The following is a 21011-nucleotide window of genomic DNA, read 5'->3' on the forward strand; positions in this document are numbered from 1 at the left end:
TTCATTTTATGGACAATTAAAATGGAGTAGTTATGAGTAAATTGACTTGCTTTAAAGCTTACGATATCCGTGGTCGCTTAGGCGAAGAGTTAAACGTGGATATTGTGTATCGTATAGGTCGTGCATTTGGGCAGTTTTTGAAGCCTAAAACCATTGTCGTTGGTGGAGATGTTCGTTTAACGAGCAAAGAACTAAAAAGTGCGGTAACAAATGGATTATTGGATTCCGGTGTTAATGTAATTGATTTAGGTGAAACGGGGACAGAGGAAGTCTATTTTGCTACGTCATTTTTGAAAACCGATGGTGGTATTGAAGTTACCGCAAGCCACAACCCAATGGATTACAACGGACTCAAATTAGTACGTGAAGGTTCCCGTCCGATTAGTGCAGATACCGGTTTGGCGGATATTCAACGTTTAGCGGAAGAAAATAATTTTCCACCTGTGACTCAACGTGGTGAATATAAACAGCTTTCTGTGCTCGGCGATTACGTTGAACACTTGTTGTCCTACATTAACTTGGCACAGTTGAAGCCTTTAAAATTAGTGATTAACGCCGGTAATGGCGCGGCAGGACACGTTATTGACGCAATTGAAGCTCAATTTAAAGCAAAACAAGTGCCGGTCGAGTTTATTAAGGTTCATAACAATCCGGATGGGACATTCCCACATGGTATTCCTAATCCTTTATTGCCGGAAAACCGCCAAGATACGATTGATGCTGTTTTGGCAAATCAAGCGGATATGGGAATTGCCTTTGATGGTGATTTTGACCGTTGTTTCCTATTTGATGAACACGCGAATTTTATCGAAGGCTACTACATTGTCGGCTTGTTAAGCCAAGCGTTCCTGCAAAAAAATAAAGGCGCGAAAATTATTTATGATCCGCGTTTAATTTGGAATACGGTGAAATTAGTGGAAGAAAATGGCGGCGAGGCTGTTATGTCTAAATCAGGTCATTCTTTCATTAAAGAGAAAATGCGTGCAGTAGACGCAATTTACGGCGGTGAAATGAGTGCGCACCATTATTTCCGTGATTTCTTCTATTGTGATAGTGGCATGATCCCGTGGTTACTCGTGATGGAACTTGTTTCTGTTACCGGTAAATCATTAGGTGAGCTAGTGAACAATAGCGTGAATACCTTCCCGTCTCCAGGCGAAATTAACAGCAAATTAGCCGATGCGAAAAGCGCCATTGCACGTGTACGTGCTGCGTATGAAAAAAACGCTGTTCGCGTTGATGATATTGACGGTATTAGTATTGAATATCCAAATTGGCGTTTTAACCTGCGTTCATCAAATACCGAGCCGGTGGTTCGTTTGAACCTAGAAACCCGTGGCGATAAACAACTGATGGCGGAAAAAACCGAAGAGATTTTGGCATTACTTCGCCAGTAAAAATACATAAAAAACTTACCGCACTTTTCAGAAGAGAGAAGTGCGGTCTTTTTATATAAGGAAAATAGACATGAAAGCAATTATTCCTGTTGCCGGCTTAGGCACACGTATGTTGCCTGCAACAAAGGCGATTCCAAAGGAAATGTTAACGCTGGTGGATAAACCACTTATTCAGTACGTTGTAAATGAATGTGTTGCCGCGGGCATCAAAGAAATTGTGTTGGTTACCCACTCTTCTAAAAATGCTATCGAAAACCATTTTGATACCTCTTTCGAATTGGAAACGATGTTAGAAAAACGGGTAAAACGTCAGCTCTTGGAAGAAGTTCGTTCTATTGTGCCAAAAGATGTCACCATCATGCATGTTCGCCAAGGGAATGCGAAAGGCTTGGGACATGCCGTATTATGTGGTCGTCCGTTAGTCGGCGATGAGTCTTTTGCGGTGATCTTGCCGGATGTGTTGTTAGCGGAATTTTCGGCTAATCAGAAAAAAGAAAATTTAGCGGCAATGTTAAAACGCTTTAATCAAACGAAAGCCAGCCAAATCATGGTAAGTCCTGTTGCACCGGAAGCAGTAAGTAGCTACGGTATTGCTGATTGCGGTGGCGTTGAAATTCCGCCGGGAGAAAGTGCGAAAATTCATAGTATTGTGGAAAAACCAAGTGTTGATGAAGCGCCATCTAATTTAGCAGTTGTGGGACGTTATGTGTTCTCCGCGGCTATTTGGGATTTATTGGAAAGAACGCCGATTGGTGTTGGCGATGAAATTCAATTAACCGATGCGATTGATATGTTAATTGAAAAAGAAACTGTCGAAGCGTTCCATATGACCGGCGTTTCTTACGATTGCGGTGATAAAATTGGTTATATGAAAGCCTTCGTAGAATATGGTTTGCATCACAATAAACTGGGTGGTGAATTTAAATCTTATTTAAAAGATTTAGTAAAAACATTTTAATTGTGTTGAATAAAAAGGCATCGATAAGATGCCTTTATTTTTTCTATTTTTAACGCTGGAAATCTAGCAGTCTCCACGGCTAGATTGTTATTTTTATTATTTTTTATTACAATATCTCGATAATTAATAAGGTTATTTTAGGAATCAATTATGGCCGATTGGAACGGACAATATATCAGTCCTTATGCGGAACACGGTAAAAAAAGCGAACAAGTTAAAAAGATTACAGTATCTATTCCGATTAAAGTGCTTGAAATTTTGACCAATGAACGTACCCGTCGCCAAATTCGTAATTTGCGCCACGCCACCAACAGTGAACTATTGTGTGAAGCATTTTTACATGCTTTTACAGGTCAACCTTTGCCAACAGATGAAGACCTGTTAAAAGAACGTAGTGACGAAATTCCGGAAGAAGCGAAAAAAATTATGCGTGAATTGGGCATTGATCCGACACAGTGGGAATATTAATTTTTTCACTTCGCATTTTTCGTTTTGCCATCTGCTTTTCTGCTATGATAGAACAAATTATTTTTACTTATTTGTTCTATTATGCGAATACCTCGAATTTATCATCCAACTTCTCTTAATTCACTTACCTCCTGCGCACTTTCTGAAGATGGTGCTAACCATGTCGGCCGTGTTTTACGTATGCAACCGGGCGATCAACTTGAACTTTTCGATGGCAGTAACCATATCTATCAAGCTGTCATCAATGCGGTAACGAAAAAATCCGTTGATGTCGATATTTTGAGTCGTCAGTTAGATGATCGTGAAAGTCCACTTGCGATCCATTTAGGACAAGTGATTTCCCGTGGGGAACGCATGGAATTTACGATTCAGAAATCCGTTGAACTGGGTGTGAATGTCATTACGCCTCTGTGGTCGGAACGTTGTGGCGTGAAATTAGACGGTGAACGCATGGAGAAAAAAATTCAGCAATGGCAAAAAATTGCGATTGCTGCCTGCGAACAGTGCGGACGGAATACCATCCCGGAAATTCGTCCGTTAATGAAATTACAACAATGGTGTGCCGAACCAGATGACGCACTCAAATTAAATTTACATCCAAGAGCCAGTTATTCCATTCGTACTCTGCCGGCAATCCCTAAGGCGGGGGTTCGCTTATTAATCGGTTCGGAAGGCGGTTTGTCCCCACAAGAAATTGCACAAACCGAGGAACATGGCTTTGTGGAAGTCTTATTAGGAAAACGTGTATTACGCACTGAAACCGCAGCGATGGCGGCAATTACCGCCTTGCAAGTGTGTTTTGGTGATTTAGGATAGAGAAAAACGAAATATGATGGATTTACAAGATCATCTCTTGATTGCTATGCCCAATTTAGATGACAGTTATTTTTACCGCTCGGTGATTTATATCTGTGAACATAATGAAAAAGGTTCTATGGGATTGGTATTAAATCAACCGACAGATTTAAGTATTGCGGAGTTGGGTGCCAAGATGAATTTCATGATGGTTAGCAATCGCACTTATAGTGATAAGTTGGTACTTGCCGGCGGGCCGGTCAATGTTGATCGTGGTTTTATTTTGCATACCAACACCCATGAGCCTTTTGATCATAGTTATCGGGTGAACGACAACCTCATGCTGACGACTTCAGCGGATGTCGTGGATACTTTTGGTACGTTATTGGAGCCGGAAAAATACTTGGTGGCACTTGGTTGTGCGAGTTGGGAACCGAATCAGTTGGAACGGGAAATTATGAATAACTCTTGGTTAGTTGTACCAGCAACCGAGCAGATTTTATTTGATTTGCCGTACGAAGAGCGCTGGCTTGCAGCAAATCAATTGTTAGGTATTGATTCCCATAATTTTGCCGGTCAGGTAGGGCACAGTTAATGGGCATTACGGTTATCGCCTTTGATTTCGGCACAAAAAGTATCGGTTGTGCGGTCGGGCAAAGTATTACCGGCACGGCGCAATCCTTACCCGCATTCAAGGCGCAAGACGGTATTCCAAACTGGGAAGCCATTGAAAAGTGTATTCAAGATTGGCAACCTGAACGACTTGTGGTGGGGTTACCATTGAACATGGACGGCACGGAACAGCCGTTAACTTTACGGGCAAAAAAATTTGCTAACCGTCTTCATGGGCGTTTCAATTTGCCGGTGGAGTTACAGGACGAACGATTAACTACCACAGAAGCCCGTAGCGAGATTTTCGAGCGGGGCGGTTATCGCGCGCTCAATAAAAGTAAAGTGGATGGCATTTCAGCCTGCTTGATTTTAGAAAGTTGGTTTGAAAATTACGTTGAGTGACTGGTCATAAAATACATAAAAAATCACCGCACTTTTTATCTTTCAACAAAAAGTGCGGTGTTTTTTTAGCGCGTTTTAATAACCGCGATGGTTATTAATTAAGCTTGACCTTTAACCGCTTTCAAGCCTGGGAACGGCGCTGGTGTACCTGCGCGTTCTAATGCTTCTTCGATACGGATTAATTGGTTGTATTTCGCAATACGGTCAGAACGGCTCATAGAACCGGTTTTGATTTGACCTGCTGCGGTACCCACTGCTAAGTCAGCAATAGTTGCGTCTTCAGTTTCACCGGAACGGTGAGAGATCACAGCAGTGTAACCAGCATCTTTCGCCATTTTAATCGCAGCCAAGGTTTCACTTAAAGAACCGATTTGGTTGAACTTGATTAAGATGGAGTTTGCGATACCTTTTTCGATACCTTCTTTTAAGATTTTGGTGTTAGTTACGAATAAGTCGTCACCCACTAATTGAACGCGGTCGCCTAACACTTTAGTTTGGTATGCGAAGCCTTCCCAGTCAGATTCGTCTTGACCGTCTTCGATAGACACGATTGGGTATTGTTTGGTTAATTCTTCAAGATAGTGTGTGAACTCTTGAGAAGTGAATGAACGGCCTTCGCCTTTCATTTCATATTTGCCAGTTTCTTTGTTGTAGAATTCAGAAGATGCGCAGTCCATGGCTAAAGTCACGTCTTTACCTAATACATAACCTGCTTTTTCTACTGCTTCTTTGATACAGGCTAACGCGTCTGCATTAGAGGCTAAGTTTGGTGCGAAACCACCTTCATCACCGACAGCTGTGCTCATGCCTTTAGATTTTAATACTTTTGCAAGATTGTGGAACACTTCTGCACCGATACGAAGTGCTTCACGTAAGGTTTTCGCACCAACCGGTTGGATCATGAATTCTTGGATATCAACGTTGTTGTCTGCGTGCTCACCACCGTTGATGATGTTCATCATTGGTAATGGCATAGCGTAAACGCCTGGCGTGCCGTTAAGTTCTGCGATGTAAGCGTAAAGTGGTAAACCTTTAGACGCTGCGGCTGCTTTTGCGTTTGCTAAGGATACCGCTAAGATGGCGTTTGCACCGAAGTTAGATTTGTTGTCAGTGCCATCTAAATCGATCATGATTTGGTCGATTTCAGCTTGGTTAGACGCATCTTTACCAAGAATTGCTTCAGCAATCGGGCCGTTTACTGCGGCAACCGCTTTTAATACGCCTTTACCTAAGAAGCGGGATTTGTCGCCGTCACGTAATTCTAACGCTTCGCGAGAACCGGTAGATGCACCTGATGGCGCCGCTGCAAGACCGACGAATCCGCCTTCTAAATGCACTTCGGCTTCCACTGTTGGGTTACCACGAGAGTCGATAATTTCGCGACCAATGACTTTAACGATTTTTGCCATTTTATTTTCCTCATTAAGTTAATTAAAACGGGTTAGTTTGCTCTAAAAATGTCGGTATCATAAAGCTATTTTGTTCCTTTGTCTTGCAAAAACTACAGACAATTTGATTTTGCTCTATGTTTTCTGGCGTCTGAAGTGCGGTTCAATTTTAAGATGAATTTTTCAAGCTATTTCACCACGAATTTGAACGAAAATGTCTCGTCATTCGGCAAAATATTGCAGTAAATTTTTCACCGCACGTTGCCAGTCTTGCGTTTTGGTTACAGCGGAAATCACGGCTATGCTGCCTACCCCGGTGTCCAAAATATCAGGAAAATGCGAAGCACTGATGCCGCCGATTGCGACAGTCGGCATTTTACCTAAGTTTTTCACCTGTGCGGCCAAATTAGCAACGCCTTGAGGGGCGGAAGGCATCTCTTTGGTTTGTGTCGGGAAAATATGTCCGAGGGCAACATAAGAGGGGCGCAACGGTAACACCAGATCGACTTCTTCTTGATTGTGGGTTGAGACACCGAGACGTAGCCCCGCTTGTTGGATGGCGTTTAAATCCGCTGTGAGCAAATCCTCCTGCCCAAGATGGACGCCATAAGCCTGATACTTAATTGCCAACGGCCAAAAATCATCTACAAATAACCGAACTTGATACTGTTTGGCTAAGGTAATACAGCGCGCAATTTCCTCTTCCGCCTGTTCTGCAGTGCGATCTTTAATACGAATTTGTAACGTTTTCACGCCGGCGTGAATGAGCCTTTCAACCCATTCATAACTGTCCACGATGACATACAAGCCCAACTTAAATTCGGTGGGTGCAAAAGGGGCTTTGGGCGGGATGATTTCTGATAAATGAGACACGGCTTCCGACATGGTAATCTCCGATAAGATGAATAAAAAGTAGCTTGCGCGGAAGGTGTGATGAAATGTAAATGGCTAATAACTTGTTCCCTACGCGGGGATTAACCCACAGGTTCCACGGATCTCGCATTCATTGCGATCTCAGCCTTCCGGCACTCCGACAAGAGGGTTCTCAATATAGTGAAAGACAAGAGGCAGAACAAGAGCAAAGGCCATTTTTTGTGAAGTGGATCACGGCGAGAAAATAAAAAAGTGCGGTCAAAAATCCAAGTGTTTTTCTGATCGCACTTTCATTTCAATTTTTCAGAAAGCCGTTAGTCAGATTTTTTCTGATTGGTTTTTGCCGCTTTCACAAAGCCTTCGAATAACGGGTGACCGTCACGTGGCGTAGAGGTGAATTCCGGGTGGAATTGGCAAGCGACAAACCAAGGGTGGTTTGGCACTTCAATGATTTCCACCAGTTTTTTATCGGCGGATAAACCGGTCACTTTTAAGCCTGCTTTTTCGATTTGTGGAAGCAATACGTTATTGACTTCGTAACGGTGACGATGGCGTTCTTCAATGGTTTCTGCGCCATATAATTGACGTGCTAAGCTGCCTTCAATTAAATGACATTTTTGTGCGCCAAGACGCATGGTGCCACCTAAATCGGATTCATCGCTACGGACTTCTGTATTACCGTCAGCATCTTGCCATTCGGTGATTAAACCTACCACCGGTTGCTGACAAGTGCGGTCGAATTCGGAGGAGTTTGCCTGGCTCATGCCGGCAACATTACGGGCGAATTCGATGAGCGCCACTTGCATCCCTAAGCAAATACCTAAATACGGAATGTTGTTTTCGCGGGCATATTTAGCGGTGAGGATTTTGCCTTCCACACCACGATAGCCGAAGCCGCCTGGTACTAAAATACCGTCTAAGCCTTTTAAGATGTCAACGCCTTTGGTTTCTACATCTTGTGAGTCGATGTATTTAATATTTACGTTCAAGCGATTTTTCAAACCGGCGTGTTTTAAGGCTTCGTTTACGGATTTATAGGCATCCGGCAATTCGGTATATTTACCCACCATACCGATAGTGACTTCGCCCGTCGGGTTGGCTTGTTGATACAATACTTGTTCCCATTCGGATAAATCGGCTTCCGGGCAAGTTAAGTGGAAGCGATTGCAAATGAAATCGTCCAATCCTTGAGATTTCAAGAGTGCCGGAATTTGGTAAATGGAAGACACATCTTTTAACGAAATCACCGCGCGTTCCGGCACGTTACAGAATAATGCGATTTTGGCGCGTTCATTTGGCGGAATCATACGGTCGGAACGGCAAATCAGCACGTCCGGTTGAATGCCGATGGACAACAATTCTTTCACAGAATGTTGTGTCGGTTTGGTTTTGACTTCGCCTGCAGTCGGAATGTACGGCACAAGTGTTAAGTGCATGAAAATCGTGCGTTCACGTCCTACTTGTACGGCAAGCTGACGCAATGCTTCTAAGAACGGGAGGGATTCAATATCGCCTACGGTACCACCCACTTCCACGATGGCCACATCATGCCCCGCTGCACCATCAATTACGCGCGCTTTAATTTCGTTGGTAATGTGTGGAATCACTTGAATGGTGGCGCCTAAATAATCTCCGCGACGCTCTTTGCGTAACACTTCGGAATAGATTTTACCGGTCGTGAAGTTGTTACGTTTGGTCATTTTGGTACGGATAAAACGTTCGTAGTGACCTAAATCTAAATCGGTTTCCGCGCCGTCTTGGGTCACGAAAACTTCACCGTGCTGGGTCGGGCTCATGGTGCCCGGATCGACGTTGATATAAGGGTCGAGTTTCATGATCGTGACATTCAAACCACGCGCTTCTAAGATTGCCGCAAGTGATGCCGCTGCAATGCCTTTACCAAGCGAAGAAACCACGCCGCCTGTGACGAAAATATAATTGGTAGCCATAAGAAACCTATTTGTTGCTATTGGGATGGATGGAAAATTAGGATAAATATAATCTATCAAGACGGGAGCGTAGTTTACAACAAAGGCAGAATGAACTCAATTGCCGAACAGAGAATTACAGGAAAAGTGCAGTCAAATAATACAATGTTTTTTATGTGTTTTTCATCGTTTCGTTACGAATAATCAGGCTTTTATAGTAGAATCCGAAATGCGTCTTTATTTTATTACCAAAGAGAAACGACTATGTTTTCACGCAAAGATATTCTTGTTTTAGGCATGATGATTTTCGCCCTGTTTTTAGGCGCAGGAAACATTATTTTTCCGCCGATGGAAGGCTACACGGCAGGGCAACATTGGGCAACAGCTGCCTTGGGATTTGTGCTCACCGGCGTATTAATGCCGTTTATCACGCTGATTGTGGTGTCTGTGTTAGGTCGTGGCGAAGAACTCACCCGCGACCTTCCCAAATGGGCAGAGATCTTATTTTTAGCCACGTTGTATTTGGTCATTGGTTCTACGTTTGCGATGCCACGCATTACCAACGTCGCATACGAAATGGCATTTGTACCACTTGATATAGTGGCAGACACGTCAGTAAATCATCTGATTTTTGCGGTAGTCTTTAACATTATCGCCATGCTATTTATGTTGAAACCGAACACCATTATTTCCAGCGTGGGCAAATTTATGACCCCGGCCTTATTGGTGTTGTTAGTGGTGGTGACCGTAACCGTCTTTATCTCTCCCTTGTCGGATATTGTCGCGCCAAGCAAAAGCTATGCGGACAGTTCAGCATTGACCACCGGTTTAATTAGCGGTTATCAAACCATGGATGTCTTGGCAGCGATTGCTTTCGGCGGCATCGTAGCTCGCGCGTTAAGCGCAAAAAATATCACCGAACCGAAAAAAATCATGCGTTACACCATATCCGCCGGTGGCATTTCAGTGGTTTTATTAGCCGCACTTTATTTCTCCCTTTTCTATCTTGGCGCAACCAGTGACCAAGTGGCGCAAGGCGTCAGCAACGGTGGTCAAATTTTTTCTCGTTATGTGAACGTATTATTCGGCAAAGAAGGTTCTTGGATTATGTCCGGTATCATCTTCTTGGCAAGCTTAACCACTTTAGTGGGCGTGACCAGTGCTTGTGCTTACTATTTCGCTAAATTCTCTAACCGCTTGCCATATTCTTTCTGGGTAGTGGTGTTTACTGTCATGACGACCATCATTTCCGAAAACGGCTTAACGAAATTATTACAAGTGACGATTCCTGCATTGTTATTAATTTATCCGGTAGCAATCATGTTGGTCGTGTTGCAATTCGTCCGCGCTAAATTGCCTTGTGTGAAATTAACCTATAACGCCACGATTGCGGTCACCGTGTGTTTTAGTCTGTGCGACAGCTTAAATAACGTGGGATTATTGTCTGACGGCGTGAAACAATTCCTTGGCAATTTCCCATTATATGATAATGGTTTGGCGTGGTTAGTGCCGGCATTAGTCGTGATGTTCTTAACCATGTTGGTTGGTAAACGTGCAAAATAGTTTTCACAGACAACAAAAAACCACCTTTTCGGTGGTTTTTTATTTTGGTTTAATAATAAGAATGTTCGCCGCGTTGATGTTCCGTCACATCTTTTGCGCCTTTTAATTCATCCGGGAAGAGGCTGATTAATTGTTTTTCTACGCCGTCCTTCAAGGTGACATCCACCATGGAGCAACCGTTGCAACCACCACCGAATTGTAGAATCGCATACCCGTCATCGGTGATTTCCAATAAGGTGATTTTGCCGCCGTGGCTTGCTAATTGCGGGTTGATTTGGGTTTGAATGACATATTCCACGCGTTCGATTAACGGCGCATCATCTGCCACTTTACGCATTTTGGCGTTTGGTGCTTTTAAGGTGAGTTGTGCGCCTAATTCTTCCGTAACATAGTCGATTTCTGCGTCTTCCAAAAATGGCAGACTGATGTCATCCACAAAGGCAGAAAAGGTGTCGTATTTGAATTCTGTGTCGCTCGCTTCCACTGAGTTTGGTGGGCAATAAGAGACGCCACATTCCGCATTAGGCGTACCAGGGTTGACGACGAAAATACGAATGTTAGTGCCTTCTTCTTGCTGATCTAATAAACGGCGGAAATGTGCTTGTGCTTCCGCTGAAATGGTAATTTGTTGCATAACGCTCCCACGATAAAACCTAATTAAATTTGTCGGATATGATACGCTTCATGCGGTTTTTTTTCCACCTTTTGGTGTAATAAAAAATGCCGCTGCCTTATCATGCGTTTTATGTTCGGGCCAGCCCCCACACTTGAATATGTGTCACATTCGCTTTGCGTAATAACTTGGCGATTTCGTTTAACGTAGAACCGGTGGTGATCACATCGTCTATTAAGGCAACATGACGATAAGGAAAATCTCTGGCTTTATCGGAAAGTTGAAAGGCATTTTTGAGATTTTGACGTCGATCTTTGGCACTAAGGCCTCGTTGGGTCGGTGTGCGTTTGGTACGAGTAATTAAGTCGTTTTTGACGGGAACCTTGAGCCATTGGCTCAGTTGACGCGCCAATAAGTCCGCTTGGTTATATCCCCGTTGCCATTGCCGAACATGATGTAACGGCACAGGCAGGATCACCTCAGGCAAAGGCAATTGATGATTTCGTCGAGTTTCGCGGATGGCCAAATACAGCAGGCGCGCTAAAGTGCGGTCGAGTTGAAATTGTTTTTGAAATTTAAAGCGATGAATCAGCGTGGAAAGCGGTTCGTTGTAACGCCCGATGATGACCATGCGATCCCACGCCGGTTCCTGCTGTAAACAGTTGCCGCAGTGCAAGGCGTTTTCCATCAGTTCTGAACCACAGCAACCACAATAAGGAAAACGCCGAATCGTTCGATTACAACGGCTACATAAGCCATGTTTGGCAAGTTTAAGAGGCGCATGGCAATGCACGCAGCTGGATTGAAAAACGTTCATAAAAGCGACCGCACTTGATTAAGAAAACCGGCACATCATAAAGTGCGGTGCTTTTTTTCGTTGTTTTTTTGCCCGATTTTAGGATCTGCCTCGCAAAAATGCTAAAATCAGGCAACATTTCTGCCAGACAGTGAATTTAATAGAAGAGAAAAGCATGACAATCCCGAATTATCGAGACCAAATCAAAGTGGTCTTTTTTGATATTGACGATACGTTGTTTATGAAAGAACGTGATTTTCTGCCGGCAACGGTGCCGGTGTTTATGCGTAAGTTGAAAGAAAATGGCATTATTCCTGCCATTGCCACAGGGCGTACTCGTTGTGCTTTCCCGCATAAATTGAAGCAGGTGATAGAGCAGGAAGGCATCGATTTGTTTGTGACCATGAACGGGCAAATGGCGAGTTATCGCGGGCAAGTCATTGAGAAACATGTGATTCCAACGGAAAAAATTCGCCGTTTAGTGCATTTTTTTGAGCAACATAATATGCCTTATGCGTTTGTCGCGGATCATACGGTGGCGGTTTCAGAGCGGAATTCAGTGGTGCAGTTTGCGATGGATCCGATCTTGAAAGATTACATCGTGGATAAAGCCTTTTTTGAAACAAATGATGTTAGCCAAGTGCTGCCGTTTTATCGCGCGGAACAGGATGAGTTGGTGCGGAATTCAGGCGTATTAGATGGCTTGCGCGTGGTGCGTTGGCATGAAGATTCTGTGGATTTATTTGATGCAGAAGGCTCGAAAGCACGTGGTATTCAAGCGGTGGTCAAGCATTTGGGACTACAGATGGATAATGTGATGGCGTTCGGTGATCAATTAAACGATTTGGAAATGTTAAGCACCGTGGGCGTAGGTGTGGCGATGGGCAATGGACATGAAAAACTCAAAGCGATTGCCGATCATGTGGCGGAACAGCTTGACCAAGACGGCATTTATCGGTTTTTACTCAAAGCCGGATTAATTGACGAATAAAAAATAACGCGCTGAAAAGCGCGTTTTTTATATCTTTAGTCAATCGCATAACCTTGCGGTGGTAAGCGGTTGCCGTCTAAATAGGCATGGTTGTCGATTAACTTGAGTCTTCCCTCAGCAAACCATTTTATTGCCAACGGATAAAAACGAATTTCCTGTTCTTTGACCCGTTGTTCAATATCCGCAATGTCATCTTCGGCAAAAATAGGCACTTTGGCTTGTAGCACAATGGCGCCGCCATCTACTTCTTCATTTACAAAATGAATGGTCATACCATGCTCTGTTTCACTGGCTTCGATGGCTTGTTGGTAGGTATGCAGCCCGGGATATTTGGGTAATAAAGAAGGGTGAATGTTGAGAATTTTTCCCGCAAAGCGTTGGGTAAATTCTGCCGTAAGGATTTTCATATAGCCGGCAAGCACAATTAAATCCGCACCGAGATTGTCGATTTCATCTGCAATATGGCGATCCATAGCGAGATTGTCGGCATAGTCACTACGTAAAAAAGTGCGGTGAAAAATACCCGCACTTTTTGCCCGCTGTAGCCCAAAGGCATCCGCTTGATTGCTAAACACGCCGACGACTTCACCGTCAATATAGCGCGATTCACAAGCATCAATAATCGCCTGTAAATTCGCGCCATAACCGGAAATAAGAACAACGATTTTTTTCATTAACGAATAACAACTTGCGGTTCGTTTTCATCAGTGAGATGTTGAATATCCCCGATGACCCAAGCGGTTTCACCAGCCTGTTGTAGCAGGCCTAATGCGGTTTCCACGTCTTCTTGTGGCAATGCAATCACCATACCCACGCCACAGTTAAAAGTACGATACATTTCGTAGTCGGTGATATTGCCTTGTTGTTGCAACCAATCAAACACCGCAGGCCATTGCCAGCTGTTTTCATTGATCACCGCTTTGACGCTGTTTGGTAACACGCGCGGGATATTTTCCCAGAAGCCACCACCGGTTAAGTGAGCGATGGCGTGAACATCCACGTGTTTGATTAATTGCAAAATGGATTTTACGTAGATTTTTGTCGGTGCTAGCACATGATCGGCTAATGGACGGCCTTCTAACTGTGCTTCGGCTGGATTTACGCCGGCAACATCAATTACTTTCCGAATTAAAGAATAGCCATTGGAATGTGGACCGCTAGAAGCAAGGGCGATTAATGCATCGCCAACTTTGACTTGACTGCCATCAATGATTTCGGATTTTTCCACCACGCCGACGCAGAAACCGGCAAGGTCGTAATCGCCTTCGTGGTACATGCCCGGCATTTCAGCCGTTTCGCCGCCCACTAAAGCACAGCCGGATTGTTCACAACCATTTGCAATGCCTTTAATGACGTTGGCGGCAACATCTACATCCAATTTGCCAGTGGCATAATAATCCAGGAAGAACAATGGTTCGGCACCTTGCACCACCAAATCGTTTACACACATTGCCACCAAATCGATACCGATACTGTCGTGACGATTTAAATCAATGGCTAAACGCAATTTTGTGCCGACACCGTCAGTACCTGACACCAAAATCGGCTCTTTATATTTAGACGGAATGGCACAAAGTGCGCCGAAACCACCTAAACCGCCCATCACCTCAGGACGAGTGGTGCGTTTTACTTCAGGTTTAATGCGTTCAACTAATTCGTTACCTGCATGGATATCCACGCCGGCATCTTTATAACTTAAGGATTGTGTACTCACGATGGCTTCCCGTTAATGATGACTAAATTAATTAGGGCGCCATTGTACACGCTTACGCAAACGTTTGCGATACGTGTAAAGGATTTTTCTCCGAAAGCCGGCTTTCAATTAGCTATTGAACAAGAATTGTGCCAAAATGAAAGGCATAGGAATAGTGCCCTTTGGCGTGAATAAGGAGTCTGATATGAAAAAAACGTTTGTATTTTTAACCGCACTTTTATTAGCTGCTTGCTCTTCTTCGCCTTCCACCAAGCCGGCGTTAAATTCTCAAGTCAACGCGAAAGCGCAGGGCGATGTGCCGCTTGTTCCGCCGAAAGATACGAAAAACGGATTTTTACAACTTGTACCGGGTATTTTTTATTATGTAGACACCAATTCTGTTTGGGTAGATAACAAGGACAAACGCCTGATTCATTTTGATGTGGTGATTAACTTGGATAAAGGGTTATATGTATTTAAAGATCATCCGACGCTTTATGCCAAATCTATGCGCCAATATAAAATTTTAAATTGTGAGAGCCACTATTTCACCCATGTGCGCAGCGATTTCTACGCTGATTTTTGGGGTGACGGTATTCGCACCGCGCCGAAGCGTCAATCTCAACATACTATCGCGTTACAGCCACAATCTTCCCTTTATACTTTAGGGCAAGTGATGTGTGCGAACATGTACCGTCGGAAATAAGAAAAGAAAAAGTGCGGTGAATGTTGACCGCACTTTCTGTCATCGAGATAACAAAAAAGCCATTTAGCATTCACTAAATGGCTTTTTTTTATCGCTTAAATAATCTTTGAAAAAATGATTTTTTGGGCTGTTTATTGATTGGTTGTTCAGTAGAATTTTGTTTAGATGAAGTTATTAATTCATTTATCTCAGATAAATCCATCCTTATGTTCTTATCTAATACCCAATGTCGGTAACCATACCAGTTCTGATCAAATAATATATTTATTTCAGCATTAAATTTGGAGTAGCTTTTTAATAATGATATAAGATGTGTATAAATTAGTTCAGGCTGAGCACAATATCCATATACACTATATCTATTTTCACTTGGTTGCCTTGTTCTTACAGTTATAACTCCTTTACCTTTTTCATAGATATCAAAAATGGAGCTTTCAAATGTATCGATATCATCTTCATTGTACCCATTCTCTAATGTTACAAACATAAAAAAGAAAACGGATAATCAATAGAGCCAACTAAGTGATTTGCCAACTTATTTCGCATAGGGATAAAGCCATTCATTATCCCTACCTCTTCACCTGATAATGCTGGGAGAAGATATCTATCAAAATGATATCCTTCATTTTTGCTAGAATGTCCTAGCTCATTAATCCATATATTATTAAATGTATCGTATAGTTTAGATAGAGGTATAGGATTTTCTGGCATGTAATCTAACATTTTTATTGAATTTATTTTGCTGTACATACTCCATTCACCTAAAACAAATCGAATAATTACAAAGGCAATATCAAATCTATCTTCACTTATGTTTTCAGAAAAAAACTCAAGATCAATCAAACTTTGATTTTTTGATAATTTAAATTGAATGTTATAGGAATCGGTAAAATCTAATTTATATTGATTTATCATATCCTCTTCAATTAATGATATTCTTAAACCAAAATCGATTTTCGTTTTATCTAAAAACCACAAATAAATGAGATTATTAATATTGCTGTAATCTAAGTTTATTATGAATATTCTTCCGGTTATTTCAGGAAAATATCTAAAACCAATACTTATAGTAGGAAAGTAAATTTTAAATATTTCATTCAAATGATCAACAACATCTAGAGTATCAACCGTTGATAAATCAATATCTTTATATTCTTTATAAATATCTTCCCAAAAAGATATGGCTGTGGTTTTTACATCTACTATTTCTTCAATCTTCATTTTCTGAACCTTATTATGTCATCTTCTAATTTTATAGGGATTTCAATTATTGATAATAATTTTTTTAAATAAATTTTAAGAGAGATAGAAAAAATAGCAGATCATATCTGATCTGCTATTTATTAGATAATTATTTTAATCTCATAATCTGAAAAACAATCTTTAATATCCTCCAAATTTTCTGATATTTTAGATTTATATTGATCTAACTCATCCTTTATAATATCTTCTTTAGAAAAGACTAAGATTATTCTTACATCTTGATTGTTTACTAATTCTTTTTTTGCTTCTAGGAAAATGTATCCTTTAGAAGTCATACTTTCTATCATATAAGCATGTTTTTCTTCACTATTACAAATGAATCTTAGTGTTAGATTATAGGTTTTCATAGTTACCTTTTTACTCTCCCCGTTTCAGGATCAAATTCAACAGTATATGAGCAGGATCCCCTTTTCTGAATTGAAAATCTATAACCTGTGGGGCTTTCATATACACAAGTATGAAATACTCCATCACTTGGAATATCCTCTTGTAAATTAGCATATTCCCAATAAGCAAATGCTTGAGAAGCACTAGCTAATCCAGCAAATAAAATGGTTATTTTCTTTAGGTTAATCATAAATTACCTCTGTTAGTATTCTAAATTTTACTGAATTAAATATGCGATTTACGCATATTTAATAAAATTATATGCTCACTGAGATATTCAGTCAATGCAAAAAATCATAAAAAATAATGCTATGAATGAATAAAATAGCAAAAGAATTTATGGTTCAACCAATCGCAAGTGATGTGGATCGCGCAGTCGGACAACGCATCCAACAAAAACGTAAAGAACTGGGTTACACAGCAGAAAGATTGTCTGAATATGTCGATATCTCTCAACCACAACTTTCCCGCTATGAACGCGGTACAAACAAAATCAACATGTCTCATTTAGTCGCGATTGCTACTTTTCTAAAAACACCGATTAGCTACTTTTTTGCAGATTGTATGGAGTTGGCGGAATGGAATCATGATGAACTAGATAGATATTGGCAGGAATTAACGACACCACAAAAGACAATGCTTGTTGCCTTTTTAAAAGAATTAAAAAAGACAGATTAAAGAAACAAAAAAGTGCGGTTGAAATTAACCGCACTTTTGCATTTAAGATAATCTATTGTTTAGCCACAATTTTGCCATCAACGTAATCCACGCTAATCGGTTTTTCCGGTAACAAACTGCCGGAAAGGATTTGTTGCGCTAACGGGTTCTCAATTTCTTGCTGAATCGCACGTTTTAACGGACGCGCGCCGTAAATCGGGTCATAGCCGATTTCGCTGATGAAATCGAGGGTGGCATCCGTAAAGTGCAACACATAGCCACGGCTTTCCATGCGGTTGATTAAGCGTTTTAACTGAATTTCCGCAATGGCGCGAATGTTGTCTTTATTCAACGGATGGAACACGACGGTTTCATCAATTCGGTTAATAAATTCCGGACGGAAATGTTGGCTCACCACAGACATCACTAACGCTTTCATGTCGTCGTAGCTTTCTTCTTGGTTGCCTTGAATCAAATCGGAACCCAAGTTAGACGTCATGATCACAACGGTATTGCGGAAATCCACGGTTCTGCCTTGTCCGTCGGTTAAACGGCCGTCATCCAACACTTGCAACAAGATGTTGAACACATCGTGGTGCGCTTTTTCCACTTCGTCGAGTAAAATCACAGAATACGGGCGACGACGCACAGCTTCGGTTAAATAACCGCCTTCTTCATAACCCACATAGCCCGGAGGTGCACCTACCAAACGGGACACGCTGTGTTTTTCCATGAATTCGGACATGTCGATACGCACCATGGCATCTTCGCTGTCGAATAGGAATTTAGCTAAAGTCTTACACAATTCGGTTTTACCCACACCGGTTGGCCCTAAGAACAAGAAGGAACCAATTGGGCGATTTGGATCGGAAAGACCGGCACGACTACGACGAATGGCGTTCGCCACGGCATCCACGGCTTCGTTTTGCCCGATAACCCGTTTGTGCAATTCTTCTTCCATGCGTAAGAGTTTTTCTTTTTCGCCTTCCATCATTTTGGCGACTGGAATGCCGGTGGCGCGGGAAAGCACTTCGGCGATTTCCTCATCGGTCACGCGGTAGCGTAATAGGCTCATTTCCTTGCCTTCGCCAGTTTCTGCCTGCGCCAGTTGTTTTTCCAGCGATGGAATCACGCCGTATTGCAATTCGGACATTTTATTTAAATCGCCGGCACGACGGGCTTGTTCCATTTGGGTGCGCGCGTCTTCTAGTTTTTCCTTGATATGCTGCGTACCGGAAAGGGCGGCTTTTTCGGATTTCCACACTTCTTCTAATTCAGCGTATTCACGTTCTTTTTCCGCCAATTCTTTTTCTAACATTTCCAAGCGTTTGCGGCTGGCATCATCATCTTCTTTCTTCAATGCCTGCTGTTCTAACTTCAGTTGGATAATGCGTCGTTCCAAGCGATCCAATGGCAACGGTTTGGAATCGATTTCCATCCGAATGCTGGATGCCGCTTCATCGATCAAATCGATGGCTTTATCCGGCAACTGACGATCGGAAATATAGCGATTCGACAAGGTTGCCGCGGCGACAATGGCCGGGTCGGTAATTTCAACGTGGTGGTGCAATTCATAACGTTCCTGTAAGCCACGCAAAATAGCAATGGTATCTTCCACGCTTGGTTCGCCCACAAACACTTTTTGGAAACGACGTTCAAGAGCCGCGTCTTTTTCAATGTATTGGCGATATTCGTCTAACGTAGTCGCGCCTACACAATGCAATTCACCGCGTGCCAAACTTGGTTTTAACAAGTTGCCGGCATCCATGGCACCGTCGGTTTTACCCGCACCCACCATGGTGTGAATTTCATCAATAAATAAAATGACACGGCCTTCTTCCTGCGCCAATTCTTTCAAAACGGCTTTCAAGCGTTCTTCAAATTCACCGCGATATTTTGCTCCGGCGATTAACGCGCCCATATCGAGTGAAAGTACGCGTTTGTTTTTCAAACCTTCCGGCACTTCGCCGTTCACAATACGTTGTGCCAATCCTTCCACAATGGCGGTTTTACCCACGCCCGGTTCACCGATAAGCACAGGGTTGTTTTTGGTGCGGCGTTGCAATACTTGAATGGTGCGGCGGATTTCTTCATCACGCCCAATCACCGGATCCAATTTGCCACTTTCCGCGCGGGCAGTTAAGTCGATAGTATATTTTTCTAAGGCTTGGCGGCTTTCTTCCGCATTTTGGTCATTCACGTTTTGTCCTCCACGAATATGATCGATGGCTTGTAAAATTTGGTCTTTTTTCGCACCGCACTTTTTCAGTATCTCGCTGATGGCGCCTTTTTCTTCCAAGGCAGCAAGTAAAAAGAGTTCGGAGGAAATAAATTTATCCTGCCGTTGTTGCGCCAATTTATCGCATAAATTCAAAAGGTTAAGCAACTGACGGGAAAGTTGTACATCACCGCCATTGCCGGACACTTGCGGAAGTTTGGCAAGTTCGTTGTTGAGTTCGTTACGCAACACGGCAACGTTCACGCCGCTTGCGGTTAGAATCGGCGCTACTGAACCGTCTTGTTGATTTAACAAGGCACTCAATAAATGCACCGGTTCAATAAATTGATTATCCTTGCCAATCGCTAAAGATTGCGCTTCAGCAATGGCTTGTTGGAATTTGGTCGTAAATTTTTCAATATTCATAGTATTTCCTTCTTCGTTCCATGGATGTTCTGTTGAACATTTGTTCGCCAAATTTAAATAAGATCGTTTTGAGGGATTTCAAGAGAAAAAATAAAAAATTTAGTCTTGCCTATGAATTTTTTAGATTTGATAGGTTTTATTTGTTTGAACTTTTAGTACATCTTTGGCTCTAACAAAAGCGTTTATCATAGAAAAGTGCGGTGTTTTTTCACCGTCTTTTTATTTAGTAAAAAAGGAAGAAAACATGAAATCATTAAAATCTTTGTTGGCGTTAGCGGTTGCTATTGCTGTTTCCTCCACTGCATTGGCGGAAGAAAGTGTTTTATCTGAAGTGAAAGAAGGCGCAAAATCTGCATGGCAAACTGTGAAAGAAGACAGTAAAGTGGCTGGCACTAAAATAAAGAATGGTGCGGTGAAAGTAAAAGAGACGACGAAAGAAAAATTCGGCGAGGCCAAGGATGCAACCAAAGAGAAATTTAGCGAAGCTAAAGATGCAACAAAAGAAAAGTTGGCTGAGGTGAAAGAGGTTACTCAAGAAAAAGTTGCAGAAGGTAAGAAAGCGATAAAAGACAAATTACGCAATGACAAACCGGCGCAGGTGGAAGATAAATCTACCGCGAAAGAAAAAAGTGCGGTGGAAAATAAAGCCAAAATGACACAAGGTAAAAAAGTGGATATTAATACCGCGGATGCGGCGACATTAGAAAGTTTGTCCGGTATTGGTGAGGCGAAAGCCAAAGCGATTATTGAATATCGCGAGAAAAACGGCAAGTTTAAAAATCTCAATGATTTATCCAAAGTCCCAGGTATTGGCGATGCGACGTTAGAAAAAATGAAATCTCACGTGCGTTTTAATTAATTTTCCAAGACAAAAAGA

General features: G+C 42.3%; 22 protein-coding genes, 1 pseudogene and 1 riboswitch. Of the genes and pseudogenes, 11 read left to right on the plus strand and 12 right to left on the minus strand.

The features are described 5' to 3' along the window. Nucleotides 1–32 precede the first annotated feature (32 nt). The 6 genes from AC30SH_RS00900 to ruvX all read left to right on the plus strand — a co-directional run bounded on the left by AC30SH_RS00900 (nucleotide 33) and on the right by ruvX (nucleotide 4632). Nucleotides 33–1397: a phosphohexomutase domain-containing protein gene (locus tag AC30SH_RS00900; protein WP_212510049.1), complete on the plus strand. Its 1365-nt coding sequence runs from the start codon at nucleotides 33–35 to the stop codon at nucleotides 1395–1397. Between the two features lie 70 nt (nucleotides 1398–1467). Next, nucleotides 1468–2355 (plus strand): UTP--glucose-1-phosphate uridylyltransferase GalU, encoded by an 888-nt coding sequence (gene galU, locus AC30SH_RS00905; protein WP_048750856.1) that lies wholly within the window; start codon nucleotides 1468–1470, stop codon nucleotides 2353–2355. Nucleotides 2356–2505: 150 nt separating this feature from the next. Further along, nucleotides 2506–2823 carry a met regulon transcriptional regulator MetJ gene (gene metJ / locus AC30SH_RS00910; RefSeq protein ID WP_006719619.1) on the plus strand — a complete coding sequence of 106 codons (318 nt, stop codon included), beginning with the start codon at nucleotides 2506–2508 and terminating at the stop codon, nucleotides 2821–2823. An 81-nt stretch (nucleotides 2824–2904) separates the two neighbouring features. Then, nucleotides 2905–3639: a 16S rRNA (uracil(1498)-N(3))-methyltransferase gene (gene rsmE, locus AC30SH_RS00915; RefSeq protein WP_109128795.1), complete on the plus strand. Its 735-nt coding sequence runs from the start codon at nucleotides 2905–2907 to the stop codon at nucleotides 3637–3639. 16 nt (nucleotides 3640–3655) lie between these two features. Beyond that, complete coding sequence (locus AC30SH_RS00920; RefSeq protein ID WP_032998018.1) at nucleotides 3656–4213, plus strand: YqgE/AlgH family protein; 558 nt, start codon at nucleotides 3656–3658, stop codon at nucleotides 4211–4213. Next, complete coding sequence (gene ruvX / locus AC30SH_RS00925; RefSeq protein WP_109128796.1) at nucleotides 4213–4632, plus strand: Holliday junction resolvase RuvX; 420 nt, start codon at nucleotides 4213–4215, stop codon at nucleotides 4630–4632. Before AC30SH_RS00920 ends, ruvX begins: the two co-directional genes overlap by 1 nt. A gap of 98 nt (nucleotides 4633–4730) precedes the next feature. On the opposite strand, the gene eno is transcribed toward ruvX, so the two are convergent. The 3 genes from eno to pyrG form a co-directional block, all read right to left on the minus strand. Then, complete coding sequence (gene eno / locus AC30SH_RS00930) at nucleotides 4731–6041, minus strand: phosphopyruvate hydratase (protein WP_314885845.1); 1311 nt, start codon at nucleotides 6039–6041, stop codon at nucleotides 4731–4733. 201 nt (nucleotides 6042–6242) lie between these two features. Continuing rightward, on the minus strand, nucleotides 6243–6905 hold the full coding sequence (thiE, locus tag AC30SH_RS00935; protein ID WP_212510047.1) for a thiamine phosphate synthase: 663 nt from the start codon (nucleotides 6903–6905) through the stop codon (nucleotides 6243–6245). A 58-nt stretch (nucleotides 6906–6963) separates the two neighbouring features. Next, a riboswitch (TPP riboswitch) is annotated at nucleotides 6964–7063 on the minus strand. Between the two features lie 144 nt (nucleotides 7064–7207). Beyond that, nucleotides 7208–8842 carry a glutamine hydrolyzing CTP synthase gene (gene pyrG / locus AC30SH_RS00940; protein ID WP_485861563.1) on the minus strand — a complete coding sequence of 545 codons (1635 nt, stop codon included), beginning with the start codon at nucleotides 8840–8842 and terminating at the stop codon, nucleotides 7208–7210. 90 nt (nucleotides 8843–8932) lie between these two features. On the opposite strand from pyrG, the pseudogene brnQ reads away from it, so the two are divergent. Continuing rightward, a pseudogene (gene brnQ, locus AC30SH_RS00945) lies at nucleotides 8933–10384 on the plus strand (branched-chain amino acid transport system II carrier protein). A gap of 49 nt (nucleotides 10385–10433) precedes the next feature. Here brnQ and nfuA read toward each other — a convergent pair. Together nfuA and AC30SH_RS00955 are read right to left on the minus strand one after the other, a co-directional pair. Then, nucleotides 10434–11018 carry a Fe-S biogenesis protein NfuA gene (gene nfuA, locus AC30SH_RS00950; protein WP_048750865.1) on the minus strand — a complete coding sequence of 195 codons (585 nt, stop codon included), beginning with the start codon at nucleotides 11016–11018 and terminating at the stop codon, nucleotides 10434–10436. A gap of 109 nt (nucleotides 11019–11127) precedes the next feature. Next, nucleotides 11128–11814 (minus strand): phosphoribosyltransferase family protein, encoded by a 687-nt coding sequence (locus AC30SH_RS00955; RefSeq protein ID WP_212510045.1) that lies wholly within the window; start codon nucleotides 11812–11814, stop codon nucleotides 11128–11130. Nucleotides 11815–11968: 154 nt separating this feature from the next. Here AC30SH_RS00955 and AC30SH_RS00960 point away from each other — a divergent pair, with 154 nt between their 5' ends. Then, a complete protein-coding gene (locus tag AC30SH_RS00960; protein ID WP_212510044.1) occupies nucleotides 11969–12784 on the plus strand; it encodes a Cof-type HAD-IIB family hydrolase in 816 nt (271 codons plus the stop codon). Nucleotides 12785–12819: 35 nt separating this feature from the next. Here the strand turns inward: AC30SH_RS00960 and purN are convergent, their stop codons facing one another. Then, nucleotides 12820–13458 (minus strand): phosphoribosylglycinamide formyltransferase, encoded by a 639-nt coding sequence (gene purN, locus AC30SH_RS00965; RefSeq protein WP_489581968.1) that lies wholly within the window; start codon nucleotides 13456–13458, stop codon nucleotides 12820–12822. After that, nucleotides 13458–14498, minus strand: a complete 1041-nt coding sequence (purM, locus tag AC30SH_RS00970; protein WP_485862718.1) for a phosphoribosylformylglycinamidine cyclo-ligase — start codon at nucleotides 14496–14498, stop codon at nucleotides 13458–13460. Before purM ends, purN begins: the two co-directional genes overlap by 1 nt. A 184-nt stretch (nucleotides 14499–14682) precedes the next feature. Here purM and AC30SH_RS00975 point away from each other — a divergent pair, with 184 nt between their 5' ends. After that, nucleotides 14683–15183, plus strand: a complete 501-nt coding sequence (locus AC30SH_RS00975; protein ID WP_485861567.1) for a surface-adhesin E family protein — start codon at nucleotides 14683–14685, stop codon at nucleotides 15181–15183. 88 nt (nucleotides 15184–15271) lie between these two features. Here the strand turns inward: AC30SH_RS00975 and AC30SH_RS00980 are convergent, their stop codons facing one another. From AC30SH_RS00980 to AC30SH_RS00995, 4 genes are all read right to left on the minus strand, one after another. Further along, entirely contained in the window at nucleotides 15272–15670 is a 399-nt protein-coding gene (locus AC30SH_RS00980) for a hypothetical protein (RefSeq protein WP_489581969.1), read from the minus strand. Beyond that, the gene (locus AC30SH_RS00985) at nucleotides 15661–16404 is read right to left on the minus strand and encodes a hypothetical protein (protein ID WP_489581970.1); all 744 of its coding nucleotides are present in this window, start codon (nucleotides 16402–16404) and stop codon (nucleotides 15661–15663) included. Before AC30SH_RS00985 ends, AC30SH_RS00980 begins: the two co-directional genes overlap by 10 nt. Nucleotides 16405–16526: 122 nt before the next feature. Beyond that, entirely contained in the window at nucleotides 16527–16793 is a 267-nt protein-coding gene (locus AC30SH_RS00990; protein WP_489581971.1) for a hypothetical protein, read from the minus strand. Between the two features lie 2 nt (nucleotides 16794–16795). Then, entirely contained in the window at nucleotides 16796–17023 is a 228-nt protein-coding gene (locus AC30SH_RS00995) for a hypothetical protein (RefSeq protein ID WP_489581972.1), read from the minus strand. A 149-nt stretch (nucleotides 17024–17172) separates the two neighbouring features. On the opposite strand from AC30SH_RS00995, the gene AC30SH_RS01000 reads away from it, so the two are divergent. After that, nucleotides 17173–17511: a helix-turn-helix domain-containing protein gene (locus AC30SH_RS01000; RefSeq protein WP_315544344.1), complete on the plus strand. Its 339-nt coding sequence runs from the start codon at nucleotides 17173–17175 to the stop codon at nucleotides 17509–17511. A 52-nt stretch (nucleotides 17512–17563) separates the two neighbouring features. Here the strand turns inward: AC30SH_RS01000 and clpB are convergent, their stop codons facing one another. After that, complete coding sequence (gene clpB / locus AC30SH_RS01005; RefSeq protein ID WP_489581973.1) at nucleotides 17564–20134, minus strand: ATP-dependent chaperone ClpB; 2571 nt, start codon at nucleotides 20132–20134, stop codon at nucleotides 17564–17566. Between the two features lie 244 nt (nucleotides 20135–20378). Between clpB and AC30SH_RS01010 the strand changes: the two genes are divergently transcribed. Beyond that, nucleotides 20379–20993 (plus strand): ComEA family DNA-binding protein, encoded by a 615-nt coding sequence (locus AC30SH_RS01010; protein ID WP_489581974.1) that lies wholly within the window; start codon nucleotides 20379–20381, stop codon nucleotides 20991–20993. The last annotated feature ends 18 nt before the right edge of the window (nucleotides 20994–21011 follow it).

It is taken from the genome of Aggregatibacter sp. HK296 (assembly GCF_980469475.1).

Bases quoted from the DNA above. Each gene is read 5' to 3' on its own strand.
- eno (WP_314885845.1), bottom strand. From the start codon at position 6,041: ATGGCAAAAATCGTTAAAGTCATTGGTCGCGAAATTATCGACTCTCGT.
- AC30SH_RS00990 (WP_489581971.1), bottom strand. From the start codon at position 16,793: ATGAAAACCTATAATCTAACACTAAGATTCATTTGTAATAGTGAAGAA.
- AC30SH_RS01010 (WP_489581974.1), top strand. From the start codon at position 20,379: ATGAAATCATTAAAATCTTTGTTGGCGTTAGCGGTTGCTATTGCTGTT.
- nfuA (WP_048750865.1), bottom strand. From the start codon at position 11,018: ATGCAACAAATTACCATTTCAGCGGAAGCACAAGCACATTTCCGCCGT.
- galU (WP_048750856.1), top strand. From the start codon at position 1,468: ATGAAAGCAATTATTCCTGTTGCCGGCTTAGGCACACGTATGTTGCCT.
- AC30SH_RS00900 (WP_212510049.1), top strand. From the start codon at position 33: ATGAGTAAATTGACTTGCTTTAAAGCTTACGATATCCGTGGTCGCTTA.
- clpB (WP_489581973.1), bottom strand. From the start codon at position 20,134: ATGAATATTGAAAAATTTACGACCAAATTCCAACAAGCCATTGCTGAA.
- AC30SH_RS01000 (WP_315544344.1), top strand. From the start codon at position 17,173: ATGGTTCAACCAATCGCAAGTGATGTGGATCGCGCAGTCGGACAACGC.
- AC30SH_RS00980 (WP_489581969.1), bottom strand. From the start codon at position 15,670: ATGTTTGTAACATTAGAGAATGGGTACAATGAAGATGATATCGATACA.
- metJ (WP_006719619.1), top strand. From the start codon at position 2,506: ATGGCCGATTGGAACGGACAATATATCAGTCCTTATGCGGAACACGGT.
- AC30SH_RS00955 (WP_212510045.1), bottom strand. From the start codon at position 11,814: ATGAACGTTTTTCAATCCAGCTGCGTGCATTGCCATGCGCCTCTTAAA.
- AC30SH_RS00985 (WP_489581970.1), bottom strand. From the start codon at position 16,404: ATGAAGATTGAAGAAATAGTAGATGTAAAAACCACAGCCATATCTTTT.
- ruvX (WP_109128796.1), top strand. From the start codon at position 4,213: ATGGGCATTACGGTTATCGCCTTTGATTTCGGCACAAAAAGTATCGGT.
- purN (WP_489581968.1), bottom strand. From the start codon at position 13,458: ATGAAAAAAATCGTTGTTCTTATTTCCGGTTATGGCGCGAATTTACAG.
- AC30SH_RS00975 (WP_485861567.1), top strand. From the start codon at position 14,683: ATGAAAAAAACGTTTGTATTTTTAACCGCACTTTTATTAGCTGCTTGC.
- AC30SH_RS00960 (WP_212510044.1), top strand. From the start codon at position 11,969: ATGACAATCCCGAATTATCGAGACCAAATCAAAGTGGTCTTTTTTGAT.
- AC30SH_RS00995 (WP_489581972.1), bottom strand. From the start codon at position 17,023: ATGATTAACCTAAAGAAAATAACCATTTTATTTGCTGGATTAGCTAGT.
- rsmE (WP_109128795.1), top strand. From the start codon at position 2,905: ATGCGAATACCTCGAATTTATCATCCAACTTCTCTTAATTCACTTACC.
- thiE (WP_212510047.1), bottom strand. From the start codon at position 6,905: ATGTCGGAAGCCGTGTCTCATTTATCAGAAATCATCCCGCCCAAAGCC.
- pyrG (WP_485861563.1), bottom strand. From the start codon at position 8,842: ATGGCTACCAATTATATTTTCGTCACAGGCGGCGTGGTTTCTTCGCTT.
- AC30SH_RS00920 (WP_032998018.1), top strand. From the start codon at position 3,656: ATGGATTTACAAGATCATCTCTTGATTGCTATGCCCAATTTAGATGAC.